Annotated in this window: 17 protein-coding genes; 12 read left to right on the top strand and 5 right to left on the bottom strand. The window is 37.0% G+C overall.

Annotation, left to right across the window (positions count from 1 at the left end):
• Positions 1-7: 7 nt before the first annotated feature.
• Together OLM56_RS01865 and OLM56_RS01870 are read right to left on the bottom strand one after the other, a co-directional pair.
• The gene (locus OLM56_RS01865; RefSeq protein WP_121375368.1) at positions 8-472 is read right to left on the bottom strand and encodes a hypothetical protein; all 465 of its coding nucleotides are present in this window, start codon (positions 470-472) and stop codon (positions 8-10) included.
• 43 nt (positions 473-515) lie between these two features.
• Positions 516-1,508: a PKD domain-containing protein gene (locus OLM56_RS01870; RefSeq protein WP_121375369.1), complete on the bottom strand. Its 993-nt coding sequence runs from the start codon at positions 1,506-1,508 to the stop codon at positions 516-518.
• Positions 1,509-1,914: 406 nt separating this feature from the next.
• Here OLM56_RS01870 and OLM56_RS01875 point away from each other — a divergent pair, with 406 nt between their 5' ends.
• From OLM56_RS01875 to OLM56_RS01915, 9 genes are all read left to right on the top strand, one after another.
• On the top strand, positions 1,915-2,508 hold the full coding sequence (locus OLM56_RS01875) for a C40 family peptidase (protein WP_121375370.1): 594 nt from the start codon (positions 1,915-1,917) through the stop codon (positions 2,506-2,508).
• Positions 2,509-2,515: 7 nt separating this feature from the next.
• Positions 2,516-3,442 (top strand): hypothetical protein, encoded by a 927-nt coding sequence (locus OLM56_RS01880; protein WP_121375371.1) that lies wholly within the window; start codon positions 2,516-2,518, stop codon positions 3,440-3,442.
• Positions 3,439-4,302 carry a TssN family type VI secretion system protein gene (locus OLM56_RS01885; protein ID WP_121375372.1) on the top strand — a complete coding sequence of 288 codons (864 nt, stop codon included), beginning with the start codon at positions 3,439-3,441 and terminating at the stop codon, positions 4,300-4,302. The genes OLM56_RS01880 and OLM56_RS01885 overlap by 4 nt, the downstream gene beginning before the upstream one ends.
• Before the next feature lie 10 nt (positions 4,303-4,312).
• A complete protein-coding gene (locus OLM56_RS01890) occupies positions 4,313-5,497 on the top strand; it encodes a hypothetical protein (RefSeq protein ID WP_121375373.1) in 1,185 nt (394 codons plus the stop codon).
• A gap of 25 nt (positions 5,498-5,522) precedes the next feature.
• Positions 5,523-6,035 (top strand): type VI secretion system transmembrane protein TssO, encoded by a 513-nt coding sequence (locus OLM56_RS01895; RefSeq protein ID WP_182492886.1) that lies wholly within the window; start codon positions 5,523-5,525, stop codon positions 6,033-6,035.
• Positions 6,036-6,046: 11 nt separating this feature from the next.
• Entirely contained in the window at positions 6,047-8,506 is a 2,460-nt protein-coding gene (locus OLM56_RS01900; protein ID WP_264528128.1) for an AAA family ATPase, read from the top strand.
• The gene (locus tag OLM56_RS01905; RefSeq protein WP_121375376.1) at positions 8,475-8,906 is read left to right on the top strand and encodes a GPW/gp25 family protein; all 432 of its coding nucleotides are present in this window, start codon (positions 8,475-8,477) and stop codon (positions 8,904-8,906) included. The genes OLM56_RS01900 and OLM56_RS01905 overlap by 32 nt, the downstream gene beginning before the upstream one ends.
• 9 nt (positions 8,907-8,915) lie before the next feature.
• Positions 8,916-10,766 (top strand): type VI secretion system baseplate subunit TssF, encoded by a 1,851-nt coding sequence (locus OLM56_RS01910; RefSeq protein ID WP_121375377.1) that lies wholly within the window; start codon positions 8,916-8,918, stop codon positions 10,764-10,766.
• 76 nt (positions 10,767-10,842) lie between these two features.
• Complete coding sequence (locus OLM56_RS01915; RefSeq protein WP_264528129.1) at positions 10,843-11,232, top strand: hypothetical protein; 390 nt, start codon at positions 10,843-10,845, stop codon at positions 11,230-11,232.
• Positions 11,233-11,297: 65 nt separating this feature from the next.
• On the opposite strand, the gene rpmA is transcribed toward OLM56_RS01915, so the two are convergent.
• Both rpmA and rplU read right to left on the bottom strand, forming a co-directional pair.
• Positions 11,298-11,558 carry a 50S ribosomal protein L27 gene (gene rpmA / locus OLM56_RS01920; protein WP_056067915.1) on the bottom strand — a complete coding sequence of 87 codons (261 nt, stop codon included), beginning with the start codon at positions 11,556-11,558 and terminating at the stop codon, positions 11,298-11,300.
• Between the two features lie 23 nt (positions 11,559-11,581).
• On the bottom strand, positions 11,582-12,004 hold the full coding sequence (gene rplU, locus OLM56_RS01925; protein WP_264528130.1) for a 50S ribosomal protein L21: 423 nt from the start codon (positions 12,002-12,004) through the stop codon (positions 11,582-11,584).
• 272 nt (positions 12,005-12,276) lie between these two features.
• On the opposite strand from rplU, the gene OLM56_RS01930 reads away from it, so the two are divergent.
• Both OLM56_RS01930 and OLM56_RS01935 read left to right on the top strand, forming a co-directional pair.
• A complete protein-coding gene (locus OLM56_RS01930) occupies positions 12,277-13,605 on the top strand; it encodes a M16 family metallopeptidase (RefSeq protein WP_121375380.1) in 1,329 nt (442 codons plus the stop codon).
• A gap of 10 nt (positions 13,606-13,615) precedes the next feature.
• Positions 13,616-15,658, top strand: coding sequence for a M16 family metallopeptidase (locus OLM56_RS01935; RefSeq protein ID WP_264528131.1), 2,043 nt, complete (start codon positions 13,616-13,618; stop codon positions 15,656-15,658).
• 57 nt (positions 15,659-15,715) lie between these two features.
• Here OLM56_RS01935 and OLM56_RS01940 read toward each other — a convergent pair whose 3' ends face one another.
• Complete coding sequence (locus OLM56_RS01940; protein ID WP_264528132.1) at positions 15,716-16,582, bottom strand: DMT family transporter; 867 nt, start codon at positions 16,580-16,582, stop codon at positions 15,716-15,718.
• A 121-nt stretch (positions 16,583-16,703) separates the two neighbouring features.
• On the opposite strand from OLM56_RS01940, the gene OLM56_RS01945 reads away from it, so the two are divergent.
• Positions 16,704-17,252, top strand: a complete 549-nt coding sequence (locus tag OLM56_RS01945; RefSeq protein ID WP_264528133.1) for a heavy-metal-associated domain-containing protein — start codon at positions 16,704-16,706, stop codon at positions 17,250-17,252.
• The last annotated feature ends 3 nt before the right edge of the window (positions 17,253-17,255 follow it).

The raw sequence follows: 17,255 nt of genomic DNA on the forward strand, positions 1-17,255 counted from the left end.
GGCTTACTTATTTATCAGTTTGTTCGATTTCTTTTATTAATGCTTCGATTGTTTCGATGATTGATTGTCTAGCTTCCGGATCTTGAAGCGCCAGCTTTAGGACTTTGTTGGTCTTAAGCTGTTTGATCATTTTTTGGTATTGCTCATTTTTAGTTTTTAAGTCAGCCAAAAACGGACTTTGTGCAATGAGCCCATTGATTGAAAAATCGCCAATATTTTTAAATCCTAATTCTTCGCGGGTAATTCTTCCCTCGTCATCTTCAAAAGCCACGTTGATTTTTGGGTCAAAGTGTTCGAAAACTTCGTCCATATTTTTTAATCCTGTAACAATTTCTGGCCGTACAGGCGTATTAGGTGTTAATTTCTGAGCGATTAAAGTTTTATTTTGAGGGATTTCAAGGATACTTTCCTGACCTTCTTGTCTGACTTCGTTACCCCCAATTCCATAACTGTTTGAAAATGAATTCGCCATGCTGTCTAGTATTAAATGTTAATGTTAGTATAGAAAAAGAGCTTTAAAAAATTGTCTTATATCTGTAGTTCAAGTTGATTATAGTCACACAACCATCTTGGTCTTTTTGCAATTCGATTTTTTTAATATTGATATTCCTGTCTCTGATTGCTTCATCTAAATCTTTTAAAGAAATTGTCTTGCCATTGCGTAGCTTGACTAGCGGCAGGTCGTCTTCACAGAAATATCTTTTTACGTTTTCAAAAGAAAGCTTGTCTTCGCTGATGCCTAAAAGTATCGCTTTAAACTTTTCTTCATTGAGGCCCGCAAGTTCCGGACTGCGTTTTGGAGCATCAGGCAATTGCTTGAAATAATCGCCAACGATATCCGCTCTAGAATTGCTTCTTCTTTCTAATCTTTCAGAAACAACATCTTTTACTTCTTTTTTGGCAGGCAGTACTGTTATTTTTACCTGCTTTACGTATTTTATGTCGCCATTAACGACTAACGAAACTATTTTTTCACCTGGAATTCTATATACATAGGTAGGATTCTGATCAATCGCATCGATCTTGATTCCATCTCCAAATCTCCATTCCCACGATTTAGCATGTGAAGTAGAGTCTTTGAATTGCACTTTTTCTCCTTCATACACTACTTTTGGGGCATAAAATTTAGGCAATAGACTTTCATCAATCACATCATTTTTCGGAAGAATTGTGATTGTTTTTTCAATAGTACAGTTGTTATTTATTAAAAGCTTTACAGTGTACTTTCCAGGTTTTGAAAAGGAATGCGCGACTTTTGAGCGGTACGAGATTTTACTTCCGTCGCCAAAATACCACCTCCACTCATACGAGTTAGGCGTATTATCTGAAAAGGTAATGAGCTCCCCTGCTTTAAAGGTTGGAGCATCAATCTTAAACTCTTTAACAGTACAAATCGCTTTGTTGTTTATTTTGAAGGCCAGTAAGCCACAAGAAATGACAAAAATTATAATGAAGAACAATATAATTTTTCCATCAAAGTGGGTTTTTATTTGATTACTCTTATTCATTTTATAATATTGGTAAATTATAAACTGCTGGGGGCGATAAATAAGCGAAATTTGTCTTATTCCAAATTTATAAAAATTTCCTTTCGTTTTTCATGTTAAAATACTTTATCAAAAAAATTATTGTTAAAGTGACAATGAATTAACATATATTTAAACCGTCAATGCTTGATTTTACTACCTTCATAATTAATGATAATATTTTGTTAAATTCGCTTTATCCAAATGTTAATTGTGAGTTTTGTGGGTAAAAAGTATTAATTTAACATCATAGAAAAGGATTTTAAATCCTAAATGTATAAATTAGTTCCCAAAATTTTTAGGTTTAAATAATCAGCTTCCCCCTTCAAAAGCACAAAAGATTATTTAGCTATTTTAGTAAAGTTTCTGAACTAAACCGCCGTTAATTATGTTTAAAAAGATTGTTTTTTTAAGCCTTATGCCTATATGTTTTGTTTCTTGTCTGCCTAAAAAAGACTTTGCTATCACCGATGATTTTGTGGCTTCGCAAGCTGGAAGCACAAAAAAAGGAGCTGGCAACAAACATACTTACAATACTGTTTTGAGCGATGAGGACAAAAAATATTTCGCAAAAAAATTAGAAGTCAGCGAAACAGAAATATTAAATGAGAAACTATATAATTTTATAAAAAGCTGGGAAGGCACAAAATATGTTTATGGGGGAGAAACGCGAAACGGAATCGATTGCTCAGCCTTAATGCAAGAGCTTTATACGTATGTGTATAAAAAAGACCTTCCGAGAACTGCTTCAGAAATGAGCATGGACAATAGGATTGAATTGTTTAAGTCTAACGAAAAATTGCGCGAAGGAGATTTGGTTTTCTTCAGAATTACTGAAGAAAAAATAATCTCTCATGTTGGAATTTATCTTAAAAACAACAAGTTTTTTGCGGCAAATCAAGTTGGAGGAGTTGAAATCTCAAGCTTAAAAAAAGCTTTTTGGAAAAAAAATTTCGTAGCCGCCGGCAGATTTAAACAATAATTGGGGTATGATAAAAAATCGCTTTTTTGTTGAAAATTACAGAAACTTGACGCCTTTTGACTTAAGGGTCGAGCTGTTATTTGATACGCTTTTAAAAAACAGGACCGACGACCTAGATGTGGTTCTTAAGCCGAATGGCGTTTTTTACAGGAAATTCAGCAAGGACACGATGAACATTACTACTGATGTAAATGATTCAGACATCTTGAACATCGATATCAGTCGTGATGGATTCTATGACATCTTGCCTGAAAGCATCACGCATAATTACAGAAATCGTGATCAAAGAAATGATGCTTCGCAAGAATTTAAAATCCGTAAAAAGGAAGAAAAAGAAGCTCGCCATTTCTATAATCCTTTAGAAAATGAGCTATTCCGATTCCGACACCAGATTGAACGATACGAGTCCGATTTCTTTTCAAAACTAAGCACGAACGGAATTGCCGATATTATCAGGATGATTCTTGGCGTCGAAAAAAATATTCCCGATCTCTTGACCGTAAAAATGTTTTACGCTTTGATGAAGCTCAAAGGAAATTCTGGACAGAATATCTCTGATATTACTGCAATTCTTGAAAAAATATTGGGCGAAAAGATTTCGTATACATCTAAAAACATCCAATTGGAAAACGGCCATGATGTCGTAGAAGATTCGGGAGAGATGATTATGGGAATCACGACAACCTTGCAGAGCAATCAGGAAATTTTTCTAAAGAAATATAATTTCACTATCGGACCTTTAACGAATCCCGACAACCTTCCTAATTATTTCAACGATCAAGTTCTAGAAAATTTTTTAACCACGTTCTTTAACCTTTTTCTTCCTTTTCAAGTACAATATTCTTTTGAAATCCAATTAAATTCAGAAGACGAGCTATTTGCAATGGATGACACAATTTATAAATCAAGACTAGGAATATCAACAGTAATATGAGAAAATATCTAAATCAAATTGGCGGGGGCGAAACGCTTGTCTATATCTTTTTAGCCATTGCAATAGCGATGATTATCAGCATGTTTATTGGCATGAAAACGCCAAAATTCAGACAAGAGAAAAAAAGCTTCTTCATCTATATTATTTGCCAAGGATTAATGCTACTGATTTTCGGCGCGATTTTATTCAATTTAAAAGACACGACAGTTAATATCCGATTCATCTCATTTCAAGTATACCTGCTGATTGCTGGAGCCGTACATTTAACTTTTTTCTATTTGTATTTCAAGCAATTCGAAGCCAAAGAACTCTATAAAGAAATCTTCATAGCTATTGTTTCCGGAATTTTCTTGGAAGCCTTTGTAATCATGCTTATAGGACATTTCCAAGAGTTAGTTTACATGTACTATTATCTTGGGACGATGTTGTTCTTTTTGGTTCCAACATTTTGTTTTACGCTTTTCAAAACCGCTATTTCGATTCCGGCAAAGCTTCACAAAAGATGGTTCTATCCCGTAAATACGAAATATCCTGCTCCGCAAATTTCTGAAATGCGAAATATAATTATCGTAAATTTAGTATTCACGAAAAAAGCAAATGATTCAACAATCATTAATTTCAAAGTAAAAGCGCCACGTGCTTTCGACTTTGGAAAACTGTTTTATTATTTCATAAACGATTACAACGAGAAGAATCCTAACAGCCAAGTCCGTTATCTGGACGACAAAAACCAGCCGTATGGATGGTATTTCTACACCAAGCCAAAATGGTTCAGCTCATCCGATTACATCGATCCTGATTTAGCAATAGACACCAATAACATCAAAGACGGAGCAACGATAATTTGTCAACGAATATAATTTTTTAATTATGGCTGAAAATATTAAACACTTTCCAGTAAACTGGATTGATGGAATGAAAATAAACAAAAATCACTTCATCACCTTGCAGGACAATATTGAAGATTTGGTCCGCGATGCGCGAAATTTAGGCGTAAACGAACTGAATTATGGCTTGATGTCTACAAACCTGACACGGCCTTTCCAATATTCGATTTCTATAGATGCGCATAATGAATTGAGCGTAAGCATCAAGCTTATCAAAGCAGTGACACCTGGCGGTGGAAGAATTGAAATCACCGATTATACAGGAGAGTTCAATGAGAAAATCGAATTGAAGGATTTTGACCTAAAAGAAAACAATTACTTTCTTTTGCTGAATGTTGATCCGTTTCAAAGAATTCCTACCGGCGAGCAGAACATGGAAGAAGTACCGCCACGTTTTCCGAATGCGATGTCGCGCTATTTCCTGACAAGCGTTATCGAAAGCGAAGTAAACCAAAATAATATCGGCGCTTTGCAATTTCCGCTGGCGAAATTCAAGACTTCGGCCAACAGTTATGAAATCTTGACGGATTATATTCCGCCTAGCTTGACGGTCAACAGCCATCCGACATTGATTACCTTGTTTGAGAATTACGAATCGTTCTTCAAACAGATGGAGTTCAATGCCGTTCAGATTTCTCAAAAAATCAGATTCAGGAACAGTACCGAAGACGAAAACTTAATCGCGAACATGGTTTTTGAAGCTTGCGAAAAAATCTTAAGCTACGTGGCGCAGAATATCACCAGAAGCAAATGGGAAAACTTCTCCATGAAGCCGATGGAAGTTCTAGAAAACACAGTAAGCCTGGCACGAATCATCAAAAACAGCTTTGACTCTTTTTCTGGAGATGGAAAAGAAATGCTTTTCAATTATTTTTCAGAATGGACAGAAATTTCCAGCGGGGATTATGAAAGGCTTTTTTCAGAAACCATCAACACCAAATACAAAGCGTATGATATTGAGCCAACCGTACACCAAGTGAATAATTTTATTTCAAAAATAGATTACCTGTTCAATATCTTAAACCAGCTAGACTATATCGGCAAAAAACGCGATGCCGGAATTTTTGTTAATGAAAACATTGTCAGAAACGAAAGAGTTAGCTTTTTCGGCAACGACGACAAAGACAACAATCCGCCAAACTCAGCGCCAACTTTTTTAGCAGAATAAACCAACCCAAAAATCTACACCAACAATGGATATCTTAAATAGAAAAGAACGAACTTCCGCATTCCTACTGTTCCTGCTGATGTTTATCATCACGACCGGAGTATTGTTTTTTGCGATATTTTTTAACTACAAATTGCCTCTAAAAGAAAATGAGGTCTTAAAAAGCGAAAACGACCGAATCCTGACCGAGTTTAACTTCCAAAAACAATTTTCCGACAAGATCGAGCATATCGGCGTGTTGATTGATTCGCTGGACAAGGCTCCTGAAAGCTTTCAGTTTATCGAACAGAACATCAGTTTTGAACTGGTAGACCTAAAGGAAAAAATTCCTGCTGATTCTGACCAAAGCTTGAAGCTATACGACAATGTAATCATAACCATCAATGATTTGGTAAAAACCAAAAAGTTGCTGTTGCAAGTCAACGATTCTAAAAAAGAAATCGATTTGCTGAACAAACAATTGAAAGAATACGAAGAAGAAAACAAGGAATTACTCCGTGATCTGCGATTGACACAACAATTGAGAAGAACTAACTAAATTCGAGAATTATGATCACAGAAGACATCTTGCAGGCAATCCACATTGCAAAGCAATACGCTAAAGACAATTTCAATCAAAAATATTCTCCGGCACATTTGCTAAAGGCGCTTTTGAATCCTCAGTTCAACTTTATGAGAGAGCTTGATTCTAAAGGAATTGATGTTTTCTATCTTGACGAATGGGCTGATATCCGAATCAGTGAATATGCAAAAGCTTCAAAGCCAAGCGACGATCCGGCTCCAGACAGCGGCATGAATGCCATTCTTGCCGAAGCAGAAGAAATTGCAAAAAAATCAGGTGATGAAATCAGTTTTGTGCCTATTCTAAAAGCATTGGTGACTCCAGGCGTTGGCTTTTCGCACGACCAGCTAAAATCCTTGCCACTGACTCCAACTGATTTATCATCATTATATGGTTCTGGAACTGCAAGCACGCAGTCCAATTCTGAAAAAACAAAAATCAATCCAGCAGGAAATTCGTCCACATTAGACAAATATTGTACGGACAAAATAAAACATTATAAGTCGAAAGAATCAATTCCGATGATCGGCCGCGATGAAGAATTGAAAACAATTACAGAAATCCTGAACCGAAAATTGAAGCCACACGTAATCGTAATCGGCGAATCTGGTGTCGGGAAATCAACGCTCATTGAAGGTTTCTGCGGAAAAATTGCCGATAAGACTATATTGGCCGCCTTTAACAACGCCAATGTTTTTGAAATCAACATCGGTCCTTTATTTGCTGGCGCTTCCTACAAAGGAGAAGTCGAAGACCGTCTTCAGAAGATTTTCAATGAAGTAAAAAACTACGAAAAGCCGATACTTTTCATCGATGACATTCATGAATTATTCGACTCCAATCAAGGAAATGGAATCGGAAGCATCATTAAATCAGAACTTTCCAAAGGCGACATTACGTTTATCGGAGCTACAACTACAGAAAAATTCAGAAAATCGTTAGGCAAGGATGATGCGCTTTCCAGAAGATTTGAAACGCTGGAAGTCCATGAACCGAATCAAGATCTGGCTTTGAGAATGATTAAGAACGTGATTTCCCATTATCAGACACATCACGATTTCAGCATAGACGAAGAAGGCTTGAAAGAATCCATTCGACTTTCAAAACGCTACCTAAAAGAAAAATCGCTCCCCGATTCGGCGCTAGACTTAATCGACAGGACGATGTCTTCTTTAAAAGTTGCCAAAGAAACCATCAAAAAAGAACTGCCAGAGCTAAAAAAACAACTTGAGGCAATTAACGATATCATTGAAGAATTAGAGAGAGAAGAAAAAATCGTCTGGCTCCATTCCGATATCCAAAACAAGACTGGAAAGCTTTTCAGCGACAGCGAAGAAAACTTTTCATCCGTTGCAAACGAACAAAAAATCGCGCACCTAGAAGGGCTTTTGGCCAATATGGAACGATTGAATGACGAAGAAAATATTGTTTCTTCTTCTCACCTGTCGCACGTCGTATCAGGCATTACAGGAATTCCAGCAGGAAAAGTAAAATCCGATGAACGCGAACGCCTGCTTGACATAGAAAACACCTTAAAAAAGAGAGTTATCGGCCAAGATCATGCCGTAAAAGTAGTTTCAGATGCCATATTAGAATCCCGTTCAGGATTGACCAAGCCTGGGCAACCAATCGGCTCTTTTTTCTTCCTAGGACCAACAGGGACTGGAAAAACAGAATTGGCAAAATCGCTGGCTGATTTCCTTTTCGGAGATGAAAATGCGATCATTCGTTTGGACATGTCAGAATTCAAAGAAGAACATTCTGCTGCGCTTTTATATGGTGCGCCTCCAGGCTATGTAGGGTATGAAGAAGGCGGACTTTTGGTTAATAAAATCAGACAAAAGCCATATTCCATTGTACTTTTTGACGAAATTGAAAAAGCACATAAGTCTGTTTTTGACGTCTTTCTTCAAATTTTGGATGAAGGAAAATTGCACGACAGATTGGGCAAAGAAGGTGATTTTTCGAATTCGGTGATTCTTTTCACGTCAAATATCGGTTCTGACTTTATCGTCAAATCGTTTGAAAAAGAGATCATTCCAAAATCAAATGATCTGATTCAATTGATGACCGGCTATTTCAGGCCAGAGTTTTTAGGGCGTCTTACCGAAATCATTCCGTTTGCGCCAATCAGCAGAAAAAGCGTTTCGAGGATTTTTGACATTCACTTAAAGAAAGAATTGTTGCAATTACTAGAAAAATTGGACATCACGCTGCATATCGACGAAAAAGACAAAGAACAGATTGCCTTGATGGGCTTCACGCCAGAATACGGCGCACGACCAATCAAAGGAACAATCCGAAATCAGCTGAAAAGACCGCTTTCACGCATGATTATTTCCAACGAAATCAAAAAAGGGGATACACTCAAAGTCACATTGAATGAAGAAGGAGAAATTAAATTTACGATAGAAAATGAAAGACCTATTCTACAAGATTCCAATTGATTTCAAGCGATTATCAAGCGGCGAAGATTTGAGAAAAGTCACTATCGAAGAATCTCTGGCGCAATATATTTCCCTGATCATCACAACGATTTTCGGAGAATACAAATACGATGACGAGTTTGGAACTGTTATCTGGGAAACCGATTTTAATCTTTTGGCAAATGCCAATCAGCTAAAAGACATGATCAAAGAATCTGTTCATGAAAAAGTAAAAAAATACGAAAAGCGCCTGATTGTTACCGACGTAACTTTAGGCGTAAGCGAAGACACCGTAAGCTATGAAGCCAATATCCGGGTAAAAAAACGCTTGGACATTGTAGTTTATGGTGTAATCAAAAAAACAAACCAGCCGTACTATTATAAAAGCTCCTATTTTTTAGCGCCGTTTTCATTTAAATAAAAAGCATCGATGAACCAATTATCAAAAGACCAAATTAAAGACCGATTACTCAAGCGCGCCGCCAAACAATGGGGCTATTCCGATGTGGAGCTGGAAAACGTCTTTGACCCGATCGTTAACCTGCTTTTTGATGTCTGCGCCAAAGAATTGGAGAAAATTTCCAATGAAGTTTTTTCTAGCCGAAGAAGAATTACCGAGCGTTTGGTAGACATCTTGACTCCGACAGCTTCGGCAAAAGCCACTCCAGCACGCGCCATTGTAAGAGCTTATCCTGTAGAAAATGAAGTGACTTTGAACGATTACCATCAGTTTTATTTCCAAAAAAAGGAAGCAAATCCTTACAATCCTACCGAAAATATAATAAAGAATTATTTTTTCGGGCCTACAAAACCTGTAAAATTAAACCGCAATAAGCTCAATTACGTAATACTTCCAAACGGCGTACAACAGGTCGTAAAAGAGCAATTCAGGGAAACCGTAAGCAGCAATAATTATATAAAGCCTGCTCCTCACGGAACCATTTGGCTTGGACTGAAACATCAAGGTGACGGAATAATCAAAGACCTGATGTTTTATTTTTATTTGAAAAACATTCATGACCGCAATACTTTTTTCCACTTCCTGCCAAGAGCAAAATGGTATTTGGGTGACCATCAGCTAATGACGGTCCAAGGATACAATAATGACGAAAAGTATGACAACAATTATGGTGAATTGATTCAGGAAGAATTTTATCATATTGAAAGGACTCAAGAACACACGAATGATTATTACAGAAAGAATTTCATCACGATAAAAGACATCATCAATATCGGCGACAGTCATTACTCCATACCACCGGAACTCAGCAGTTTTATCCCTGCAGAAGATCTGAAAGTTATGGCCGATGAAAAGCTGATCTGGATTCGTGTCGAGTTTCCTAACGTAATCGGAAAAGACATACTTTCTGAAGTTTTTTGTGCCAATAACTGCTTTCCGGTCATCAATAAAAAACTAAATGAAGTTCAAGGAAACATCAAAAGCCTGCTGAACATTTATCCTTTACATCTGAATGAAGAGTTTTTTCTAGAACTTTTTTCAGTGGCAGACGACAAGAACAAGGAATTCGATGTAATCAAAAATGATGATGAAAAAGGCGACAATGATTATGCGTATCTCAGATTTGGTGGAATAGCTCGTTTTGACGAGAGAAACGCGACTGAAGAAATCAACTATTTAATTGATCTGATTCGTGATGAAGCGGCAGCTTTTTCTAGGCTTGGCCACGATTTTACGGACAATAACCTGAAAGAAATCAACCAAATCATTTCGCGTTTTAGGAATAAGATGTCGCAGGTTGGCATGCAGAATATCAACAATCCTTACTTAATCCTGAATACAGCGAGCAATACCAATAAAGGCACCCTATTTGCCAAATATTGGACGACAAACGGAGAAAGTGCTAATAAAATCAATACGTTTTCAAGATTGGTTTCGCATAAAGGTTCTGATTTTGAAAGAGACAACATTATGTTCTTATCCACTACCCAAGGCGGAAAAGACGAACTTTCGAATTCGGAAAAAATCTATGCGTATCGAGAAAATCTGGTTTCCAATCAAAGAGTCGTAACGCGTCAAGATATCATCATTCTTTGCAAGAATCATTTTGGCGATGCCATTACTAGAGTCGATGTAAAAAACGGCATACAGACCAGCTTAGACAGCAACGTGGGCTACACGCCTACCATCGACATATATCTTGAACGAAAAGACAAGGAATATTATAATGAAGAAGAATGGTATTTCTTGAGCGAAGATTTAAAGTTGATGATTGAAAACCGAGCAATAAACATAGTTCCTTTCAGGATTATCTATTCTTAGGCCAATAAGAATTTCGTGAAATTTATTTCATCTTATCGTTTTTTTGTTATTTTTATAAAAACTAAATTATAACCTTATGAAAAAACTAATTTTTACGGTAGCGATAGGCGGTATGTTGCTCGCTACATCCTGCAAAAAAGAAGAAACTGTTACAACCACAGATGGTGATGGCAATACAACCGTAACAACAACGACAACCAAAAGCAATCTGGATCTCGAATTAAGCGAAAAAGCAAAAGCGAATCTGGATGAAGCCGAAAAGAAATTAGCCGAAGCAAAAGCAAAAGGCGATAAAGAAGCCGAAAGAATTGCTCAAGCGGCTGTAGACAAAGCGAAAAGTGCTTGGGAAGCTACAAAAGATGGCATAAAAGAAACTTCTGAAGATATTAAAGAAGGAGCAAAAAAGGCCAAAGAAGATATGAAAGAAGGCTATAACAATACTTTAGAGAAAGCTAAAGTCGAATAAAAAAGAACAACAAAACAAAAAGCCCATTCTTTCGAATGGGCTTTTTAATATCAAAAATCTTGTTCTTATGCTTCAAATGGAACAACAGAAACGAAAGATTTGTTATCTGATTTCTTTTGGAACTTAACAACTCCATCAACTTTTGCATGTAAAGTATGATCTTTACCCATGTAAACGTTTTCTCCTGGATTGTGTTTAGAACCTCTTTGTCTAACGATGATGTTCCCAGCGATTGCAGCTTGACCACCATAAATCTTAACACCTAAACGTTTCGATTCTGATTCTCTACCATTCTTGGAACTACCGACACCTTTCTTATGAGCCATGACGTATTAGTTTTAAATGTTAATTATTCTTGAGTTTCTTCTTTTTTAGCCTTAGCAACTTTTTTCTTTGGAGCTTCTACTGTTTCTTCAGTTGCAGGAGCAGCTTCTTTTTTAGCAGCAACTTTTTTTGCACCTGGAGCAGTAATTCCAGAGATTTGGATTTGAGTCAAATACTGACGGTGTCCGTTTCTCTTTTTGTAACCTTTTCTTCTTTTCTTTTTGAAAACGATTACTTTATCTCCTTTTAAGTGTTGTAACACTTTGGCTTCTACAGAAGCACCTTCTACAGCCGGGGCGCCTAAAGTGATTGTTCCGTTATCATCCAACAAAAGAACTTTTGCAAAAGAAATTGCATCTCCTTCTTTGTCAGCCAAACGGTGAACATAAACCTTTAAGTCTTTGCTTACTTTAAATTGTTGCCCTGCTATCTCTACGATTGCGTACATAACAATGATGTTTAGTTAATTTTTAAGGATGCAAATATACAATTAAATATTAATCCTGCAATTCTCACGGAGAAAAAAATTTCAACCTTCAAAAAGACAGACTTTTAGCCTCAAAAGAAGCGCTTTTGAAGGATAATCCTGAAAAGTACGGATTTAGTCCCGTTAAAAAGTTATCTTTTCTTAAAAAAATCTTGAAAAAAAGTTACATTTGGCGTAACAAAACACACATTTGACATACAAATGTCAAAATCAATAACAAATTATTAATCGTTATGAAAAAATCATTAATGGCTTTGGGTTCAGTTCTCATGCTCGGAAGTGTCGCTTCAGCTCAAAAAGTAGCTTTTGAAGAATATACACTAGAAAATGGTCTTCATGTTATCTTGCATCAAGACAAATCAGCTCCAGTTGTAATTACGTCTGTAATGTATCACGTGGGTGCAAAAGATGAAAACCCTGAAAGAACTGGTTTTGCTCACTTTTTTGAACACCTTTTATTTGAAGGAACAAAAAATATCGGTCGTGGAGAATGGTTCAAAATCGTTTCAGGAAACGGCGGTACCAATAACGCAAATACTTCTGACGACAGAACGTACTACTATGAAATTTTCCCTTCAAACAGCCTTGAGCTAGGATTGTGGATGGAATCTGAAAGATTAATGCACCCTGTAATCAACCAGATTGGCGTTGACACTCAGAATGAAGTTGTTAAGGAAGAAAAAAGACTTCGTGTTGACAATCAGCCATACGGAAATCTTTTTACAGCCGTAAAACAAAACATGTTCAAGAAACACCCTTACCGTTGGGCTCCAATCGGTTCTATGGAACACCTTGATGCAGCTACTTTAGAAGAATTCCAAGCTTTCAACAAAAAATTCTACGTTCCTAACAACGCAGTTCTTGTTGTAGCAGGTGATATTGATTATGCTCAAACAATTAAATGGGTAAAACAATATTTCGGTTCAATTCCAAAAGGAAAAACTGATCTTACAAAACAAACTTTTACGGAAGACCCGATCACTCAACCTATCAAGGCAACATACGAAGACCCGAACATTCAGCTTCCGATGTTGGTAACTGCTTACAGAACGCCATCAATGAAAACTCGTGATGCGAAAGTTTTGGATATGATTTCTTCTATCTTGAGCGATGGAAAAAGTTCTAGATTGTACAAAAAAATCGTTGACCAAAAGAAAATGGCTCTAGAAATTGGCGCATTCAACTACAGCCAAGAAGACTACGGCGTTTACTTCATCTACGGTCTGCCTATGGGAGATGCTACGCTTGAAAGCCTTACTAAAGAAATTGATGAAGAAGTCACAAAACTTCAGACTGAATTGATTTCTGAGAAAGATTTCCAAAAATTGCAAAACAAATTTGAGAATCAATATGTAAACAGCAACTCTTCTGTTGAAGGAATTGCCGAAAATCTAGCTACATACTATTTGCTTTATGGCGACATCAACTTGATCAACACAGAGAACGAAATCTATCGTTCTATCACTCGTGAAGAAATCAGAGACGTTGCAAAAAAATACTTGAACCCAAACCAAAGATTGATTTTGGATTACGTACCAGCAAAAGACAAAGCTCAAAACTAAGATATACATCATGAAAAAAACAATATTCATTTTATCAAGCTTGTTTTTAACAGTAATTATGCAAGCACAAGACAGACCACAGCCAAAACCAGGTCCAGCTCCAGTTATCAATATCGGGAAACCTGAGACTTTTGAATTGAAAAACGGATTGAAAGTAATGGTTGTCGAAAACAACAAGCTTCCAAGAGTTTCTTATAACCTGACATTAGACAATGCTCCTTATGCAGAAGGCGACAAAAAAGGAGTTGCTGACATCACAAGCGCATTGATCGGAAGCGGTACTAAAAAAATGTCTAAAGACGTTTTCAACGAAGAAGTTGACTTTTTAGGAGCGAACATTGGATTTAGCTCTAACGGAGCTTATGCTTCTGGACTTTCTAAATATTCTGACAGAATCCTTGAATTGATGGCCGACGGAGCCCTAAATTCTGTTTTCACTCAAGAAGAATTCGACAAAGAAAAAGCAAAACTTATTGAAGGTCTTAAAACGCAAGAGAAAAGCGTTCAAGCTGTAGCTTCAAGAGTTGAGGACGTTTTGGTATATGGAAAAAACCATCCAAACGGAGAATACCTTACAGAAGAAGGAATCAACAAAGTAACTTTAAACGACGCTATCTTAAACTACAATACCTACTACGTGCCTGCAAATGCATACCTAGTTGTTATTGGAGATGTAAAATTCAAAGACGTTAAGAAAGCAGTTGAAAAATATTTCGGTTCATGGAAAAAAGCAAGCGCTCCTGCAGTGACTTACTCAGATCCAAAAGACGTTCAATACACTCAGATCAACTTTGTAGACATGCCTAATGCAGTTCAATCAGAAATTGCTTTGGTAAATGTTTCTAACCTAAAAATGACTGATAAAGATTATTTCGCAGTTCTTTTGGCAAACCAAGTTATTGGAGGAGATTTCAACAGCTACCTTAACATGAACTTGAGAGAGGCTCACGGATGGACTTACGGTGCTCGCTCTAGCATTCGCGGTGACAAATATGTTGGGAAATTCAAATCGAATACTCAAGTTAGAAATGCTGTAACAGACAGTGCTGTAGTTGAATTCTTCAAAGAATTGAAAAGAATCAGAACGGAGAAAGTAGCTCCAGATATGTTGAAAAACGTAAAAGCGGGGTATGTTGGAAATTTCGTAATGCAGATCCAAAAGCCTGGAACTGTAGCACGTTATGCTTTATTGACTAAAACACAAGGCCTTCCAGCTGATTTCTACGAAAACTACATCAAAAACATCAATGCAGTAACTGCTGATGATATCATGAGAGTAGCAAACAAATACTTCCTTGCTGACAACACAAGAGTTGTAATTACAGGAAAAGGAAGCGAAGTATTGCCAGGTCTTGAAAAATTAGGAATCCCGATGTTCTATTTTGACAAATTCGGAAACCCGATAGAAAAACCAGTTGCAAAAAAAGAAGTTCCTGCTGGAGTAACTGCTAAAACAGTTTTTGAAAACTACATCAAAGCTATCGGTGGTGATAAAAACGCAAAAGCAGTAAAAACTGTATTCTCTACTTTAACTGGAAATGTTCAAGGAATTGCAGTAACTATGACTAGAAAATCTTCTGCTAGCGGTAAAAAAGCCGACGAAGTTACAGGCATGGGACAAACATTGAGCAAAGAAGTTTTTGACGGAACAAAAGGATACGAGTCTGCTCAAGGTCAAAAACAAGACTACGATGCGGCTAAAATTGCTGATGCTAAATTCTACGCTGCTCCTTTCCCAGAATTGACTTTGGCTTCAAAACCAGGAATCACATTATCCGGAATCGAATCAATTGACGGAAAAGACGCCTATGCGATTAAAGACGGCAAAAAGACGCTTTTCTACGATGTAAAAACAGGATTGAAAATTGCAGAATCAAACGTTGAAGAAGCACAAGGACAGCAAATGACGCAAGTAGTTACATTCTCTGACTACAAAGATGTAAAAGGCGTGAAAGTTCCTTTCAAAACAGTTTTGAACGTTGGTATCGAAATCGAATTAACAGCTTCTGATGTAAAAATCAACGAAGGTGTTTCTGAGACAGATTTCAAATAATCGAACTCAAGCATAAAAAGTAAAGGCTGTCATTTCTGACAGCCTTTTTTTATTTAACTATTTCCTAGCCGACAGATAAACTCCAATCAATACAATAAAAGCGCCCAAAGCTTGAACCAAAGTCAGGCTCTCGCCATCTAAAATTCCCCAAACGCAAGCCACTATTGGCAGCATATACGTAACTGAAGAAGCAAAAATTGGCGATGAAATCTGTATCAGCTTAAAATAAATCACATTCGCAACGCAGGTCCCAAAAATTGCCAAGACTCCGACAAAAAGCATTGATGTTTTTACGTTCGGAAGATGCGCCACTTCAAAGAAATTCGAACAGCACAAAATAATAAAAGCCGGAATCAGTAGAACCGTAAAATTGCCGACTGTAATACTTAACGGATTCAGATCTGAAAGATATTTTTTAATCAAGTTTACATTAATAGCATAGCAGATTGCGCCACAGATTGCCAAAGTAGCAAACCAATAATTCTGTCCGGGATGATTAACCGCGCCGTTTAAGATTAGCAAAGCGCTTCCAAGCAAACCAATTATAACGCCGAAAACCTGCCTCCTTTGAAAACTCAGTCCAAAAACCAAGGCACCTAAAACAAGAGTCCCCAATGGTGTCAACGAATTTAAGATAGCACTGATCGAACTGTCAATCTGGGTTTGAGCAATGGAAAAAAGATAAGCCGGAAAAAAAGTCCCCATCATGGCAGTCAAAGCGATATATTTCCATTGATGCTGTTTGATATTCTTTAGGCTTCTAAAGCCAACAGACAGCAAAAAAACAGCAGCAAAAATCATGCGCAGCGACCCCAATTGAAAAGGTGTCAATCCAACCAAACCTCTTTTTATAAGGATAAAAGAACTTCCCCAAATCAAGGAAAGAAAAATCAAGAAAAACCATTTGGACTGGATTGCTTTCATAGCTATTATTTTGTTGCCCAAAATTCTGCTATTTTAATGAATTTCAGGTTTCTTTTTTTATTAATTTTGTAAACCTTTATAAGTCAAAGGAATTGTTAATTCAAATTTTAAACACAATACTATGAATTTCTCAAAATCATTATTAGTCCTTGCACTCTCTGGAATCATGTTTGTTAGCTGCAAGAACGAGCCAAAAGCAACAGAAACTGGAGAACCAACAGAAACTGCAAAAGATTCAACAGCTGAAAAAACAACTGCTGCCAATCTTCAAACAGCAAGCTTTCAAATTGATGGCATGTCTTGTGCTGTAGGATGCGCAAAAACAATCGAGAAAAAACTGGCCAGCCTTGATGGAGTGCAAGAGGCTAAAGTTGACTTCGAGAAAAAAATAGCAACCGTAGCTTATGACGCGGCAAAACAGACTCCAGAAACATTAGTAGAAACAGTAGAAGCTGTTGCAGGCGGTGAAACCTATAAAGTTTCAAACGTAAAATCGTCTGGTGATAAAGCAATGCTTTACAAAGAGAAAGAAAAGGAAAAAGAGAAAAAGAAAAAAGACGACAAAAAAGCTTCTTGCCACGATGAGAAATCAAAAGATGCAAAAGCTGGCGGATGCTGCTCAGGAAAAAAATCTTGCTCAGCTGATGAGAAAAAAGCAAAAAGCGCTTAAGTC

The organism is Flavobacterium sp. N2550, from assembly GCF_025947265.1.
GTDB classification, from domain to species: Bacteria; Bacteroidota; Bacteroidia; order Flavobacteriales; family Flavobacteriaceae; genus Flavobacterium; species Flavobacterium endophyticum.

Coding starts and splice junctions, on each gene's coding strand:
- OLM56_RS01865 (WP_121375368.1), bottom strand. CDS start 472: ATGGCGAATTCATTTTCAAACAGTTATGGAATTGGGGGTAACGAAGTC.
- OLM56_RS01870 (WP_121375369.1), bottom strand. CDS start 1,508: ATGAATAAGAGTAATCAAATAAAAACCCACTTTGATGGAAAAATTATA.
- OLM56_RS01875 (WP_121375370.1), top strand. CDS start 1,915: ATGTTTAAAAAGATTGTTTTTTTAAGCCTTATGCCTATATGTTTTGTT.
- OLM56_RS01880 (WP_121375371.1), top strand. CDS start 2,516: ATGATAAAAAATCGCTTTTTTGTTGAAAATTACAGAAACTTGACGCCT.
- OLM56_RS01885 (WP_121375372.1), top strand. CDS start 3,439: ATGAGAAAATATCTAAATCAAATTGGCGGGGGCGAAACGCTTGTCTAT.
- OLM56_RS01890 (WP_121375373.1), top strand. CDS start 4,313: ATGGCTGAAAATATTAAACACTTTCCAGTAAACTGGATTGATGGAATG.
- OLM56_RS01895 (WP_182492886.1), top strand. CDS start 5,523: ATGGATATCTTAAATAGAAAAGAACGAACTTCCGCATTCCTACTGTTC.
- OLM56_RS01900 (WP_264528128.1), top strand. CDS start 6,047: ATGATCACAGAAGACATCTTGCAGGCAATCCACATTGCAAAGCAATAC.
- OLM56_RS01905 (WP_121375376.1), top strand. CDS start 8,475: ATGAAAGACCTATTCTACAAGATTCCAATTGATTTCAAGCGATTATCA.
- OLM56_RS01910 (WP_121375377.1), top strand. CDS start 8,916: ATGAACCAATTATCAAAAGACCAAATTAAAGACCGATTACTCAAGCGC.
- OLM56_RS01915 (WP_264528129.1), top strand. CDS start 10,843: ATGAAAAAACTAATTTTTACGGTAGCGATAGGCGGTATGTTGCTCGCT.
- rpmA (WP_056067915.1), bottom strand. CDS start 11,558: ATGGCTCATAAGAAAGGTGTCGGTAGTTCCAAGAATGGTAGAGAATCA.
- rplU (WP_264528130.1), bottom strand. CDS start 12,004: ATGTACGCAATCGTAGAGATAGCAGGGCAACAATTTAAAGTAAGCAAA.
- OLM56_RS01930 (WP_121375380.1), top strand. CDS start 12,277: ATGAAAAAATCATTAATGGCTTTGGGTTCAGTTCTCATGCTCGGAAGT.
- OLM56_RS01935 (WP_264528131.1), top strand. CDS start 13,616: ATGAAAAAAACAATATTCATTTTATCAAGCTTGTTTTTAACAGTAATT.
- OLM56_RS01940 (WP_264528132.1), bottom strand. CDS start 16,582: ATGAAAGCAATCCAGTCCAAATGGTTTTTCTTGATTTTTCTTTCCTTG.
- OLM56_RS01945 (WP_264528133.1), top strand. CDS start 16,704: ATGAATTTCTCAAAATCATTATTAGTCCTTGCACTCTCTGGAATCATG.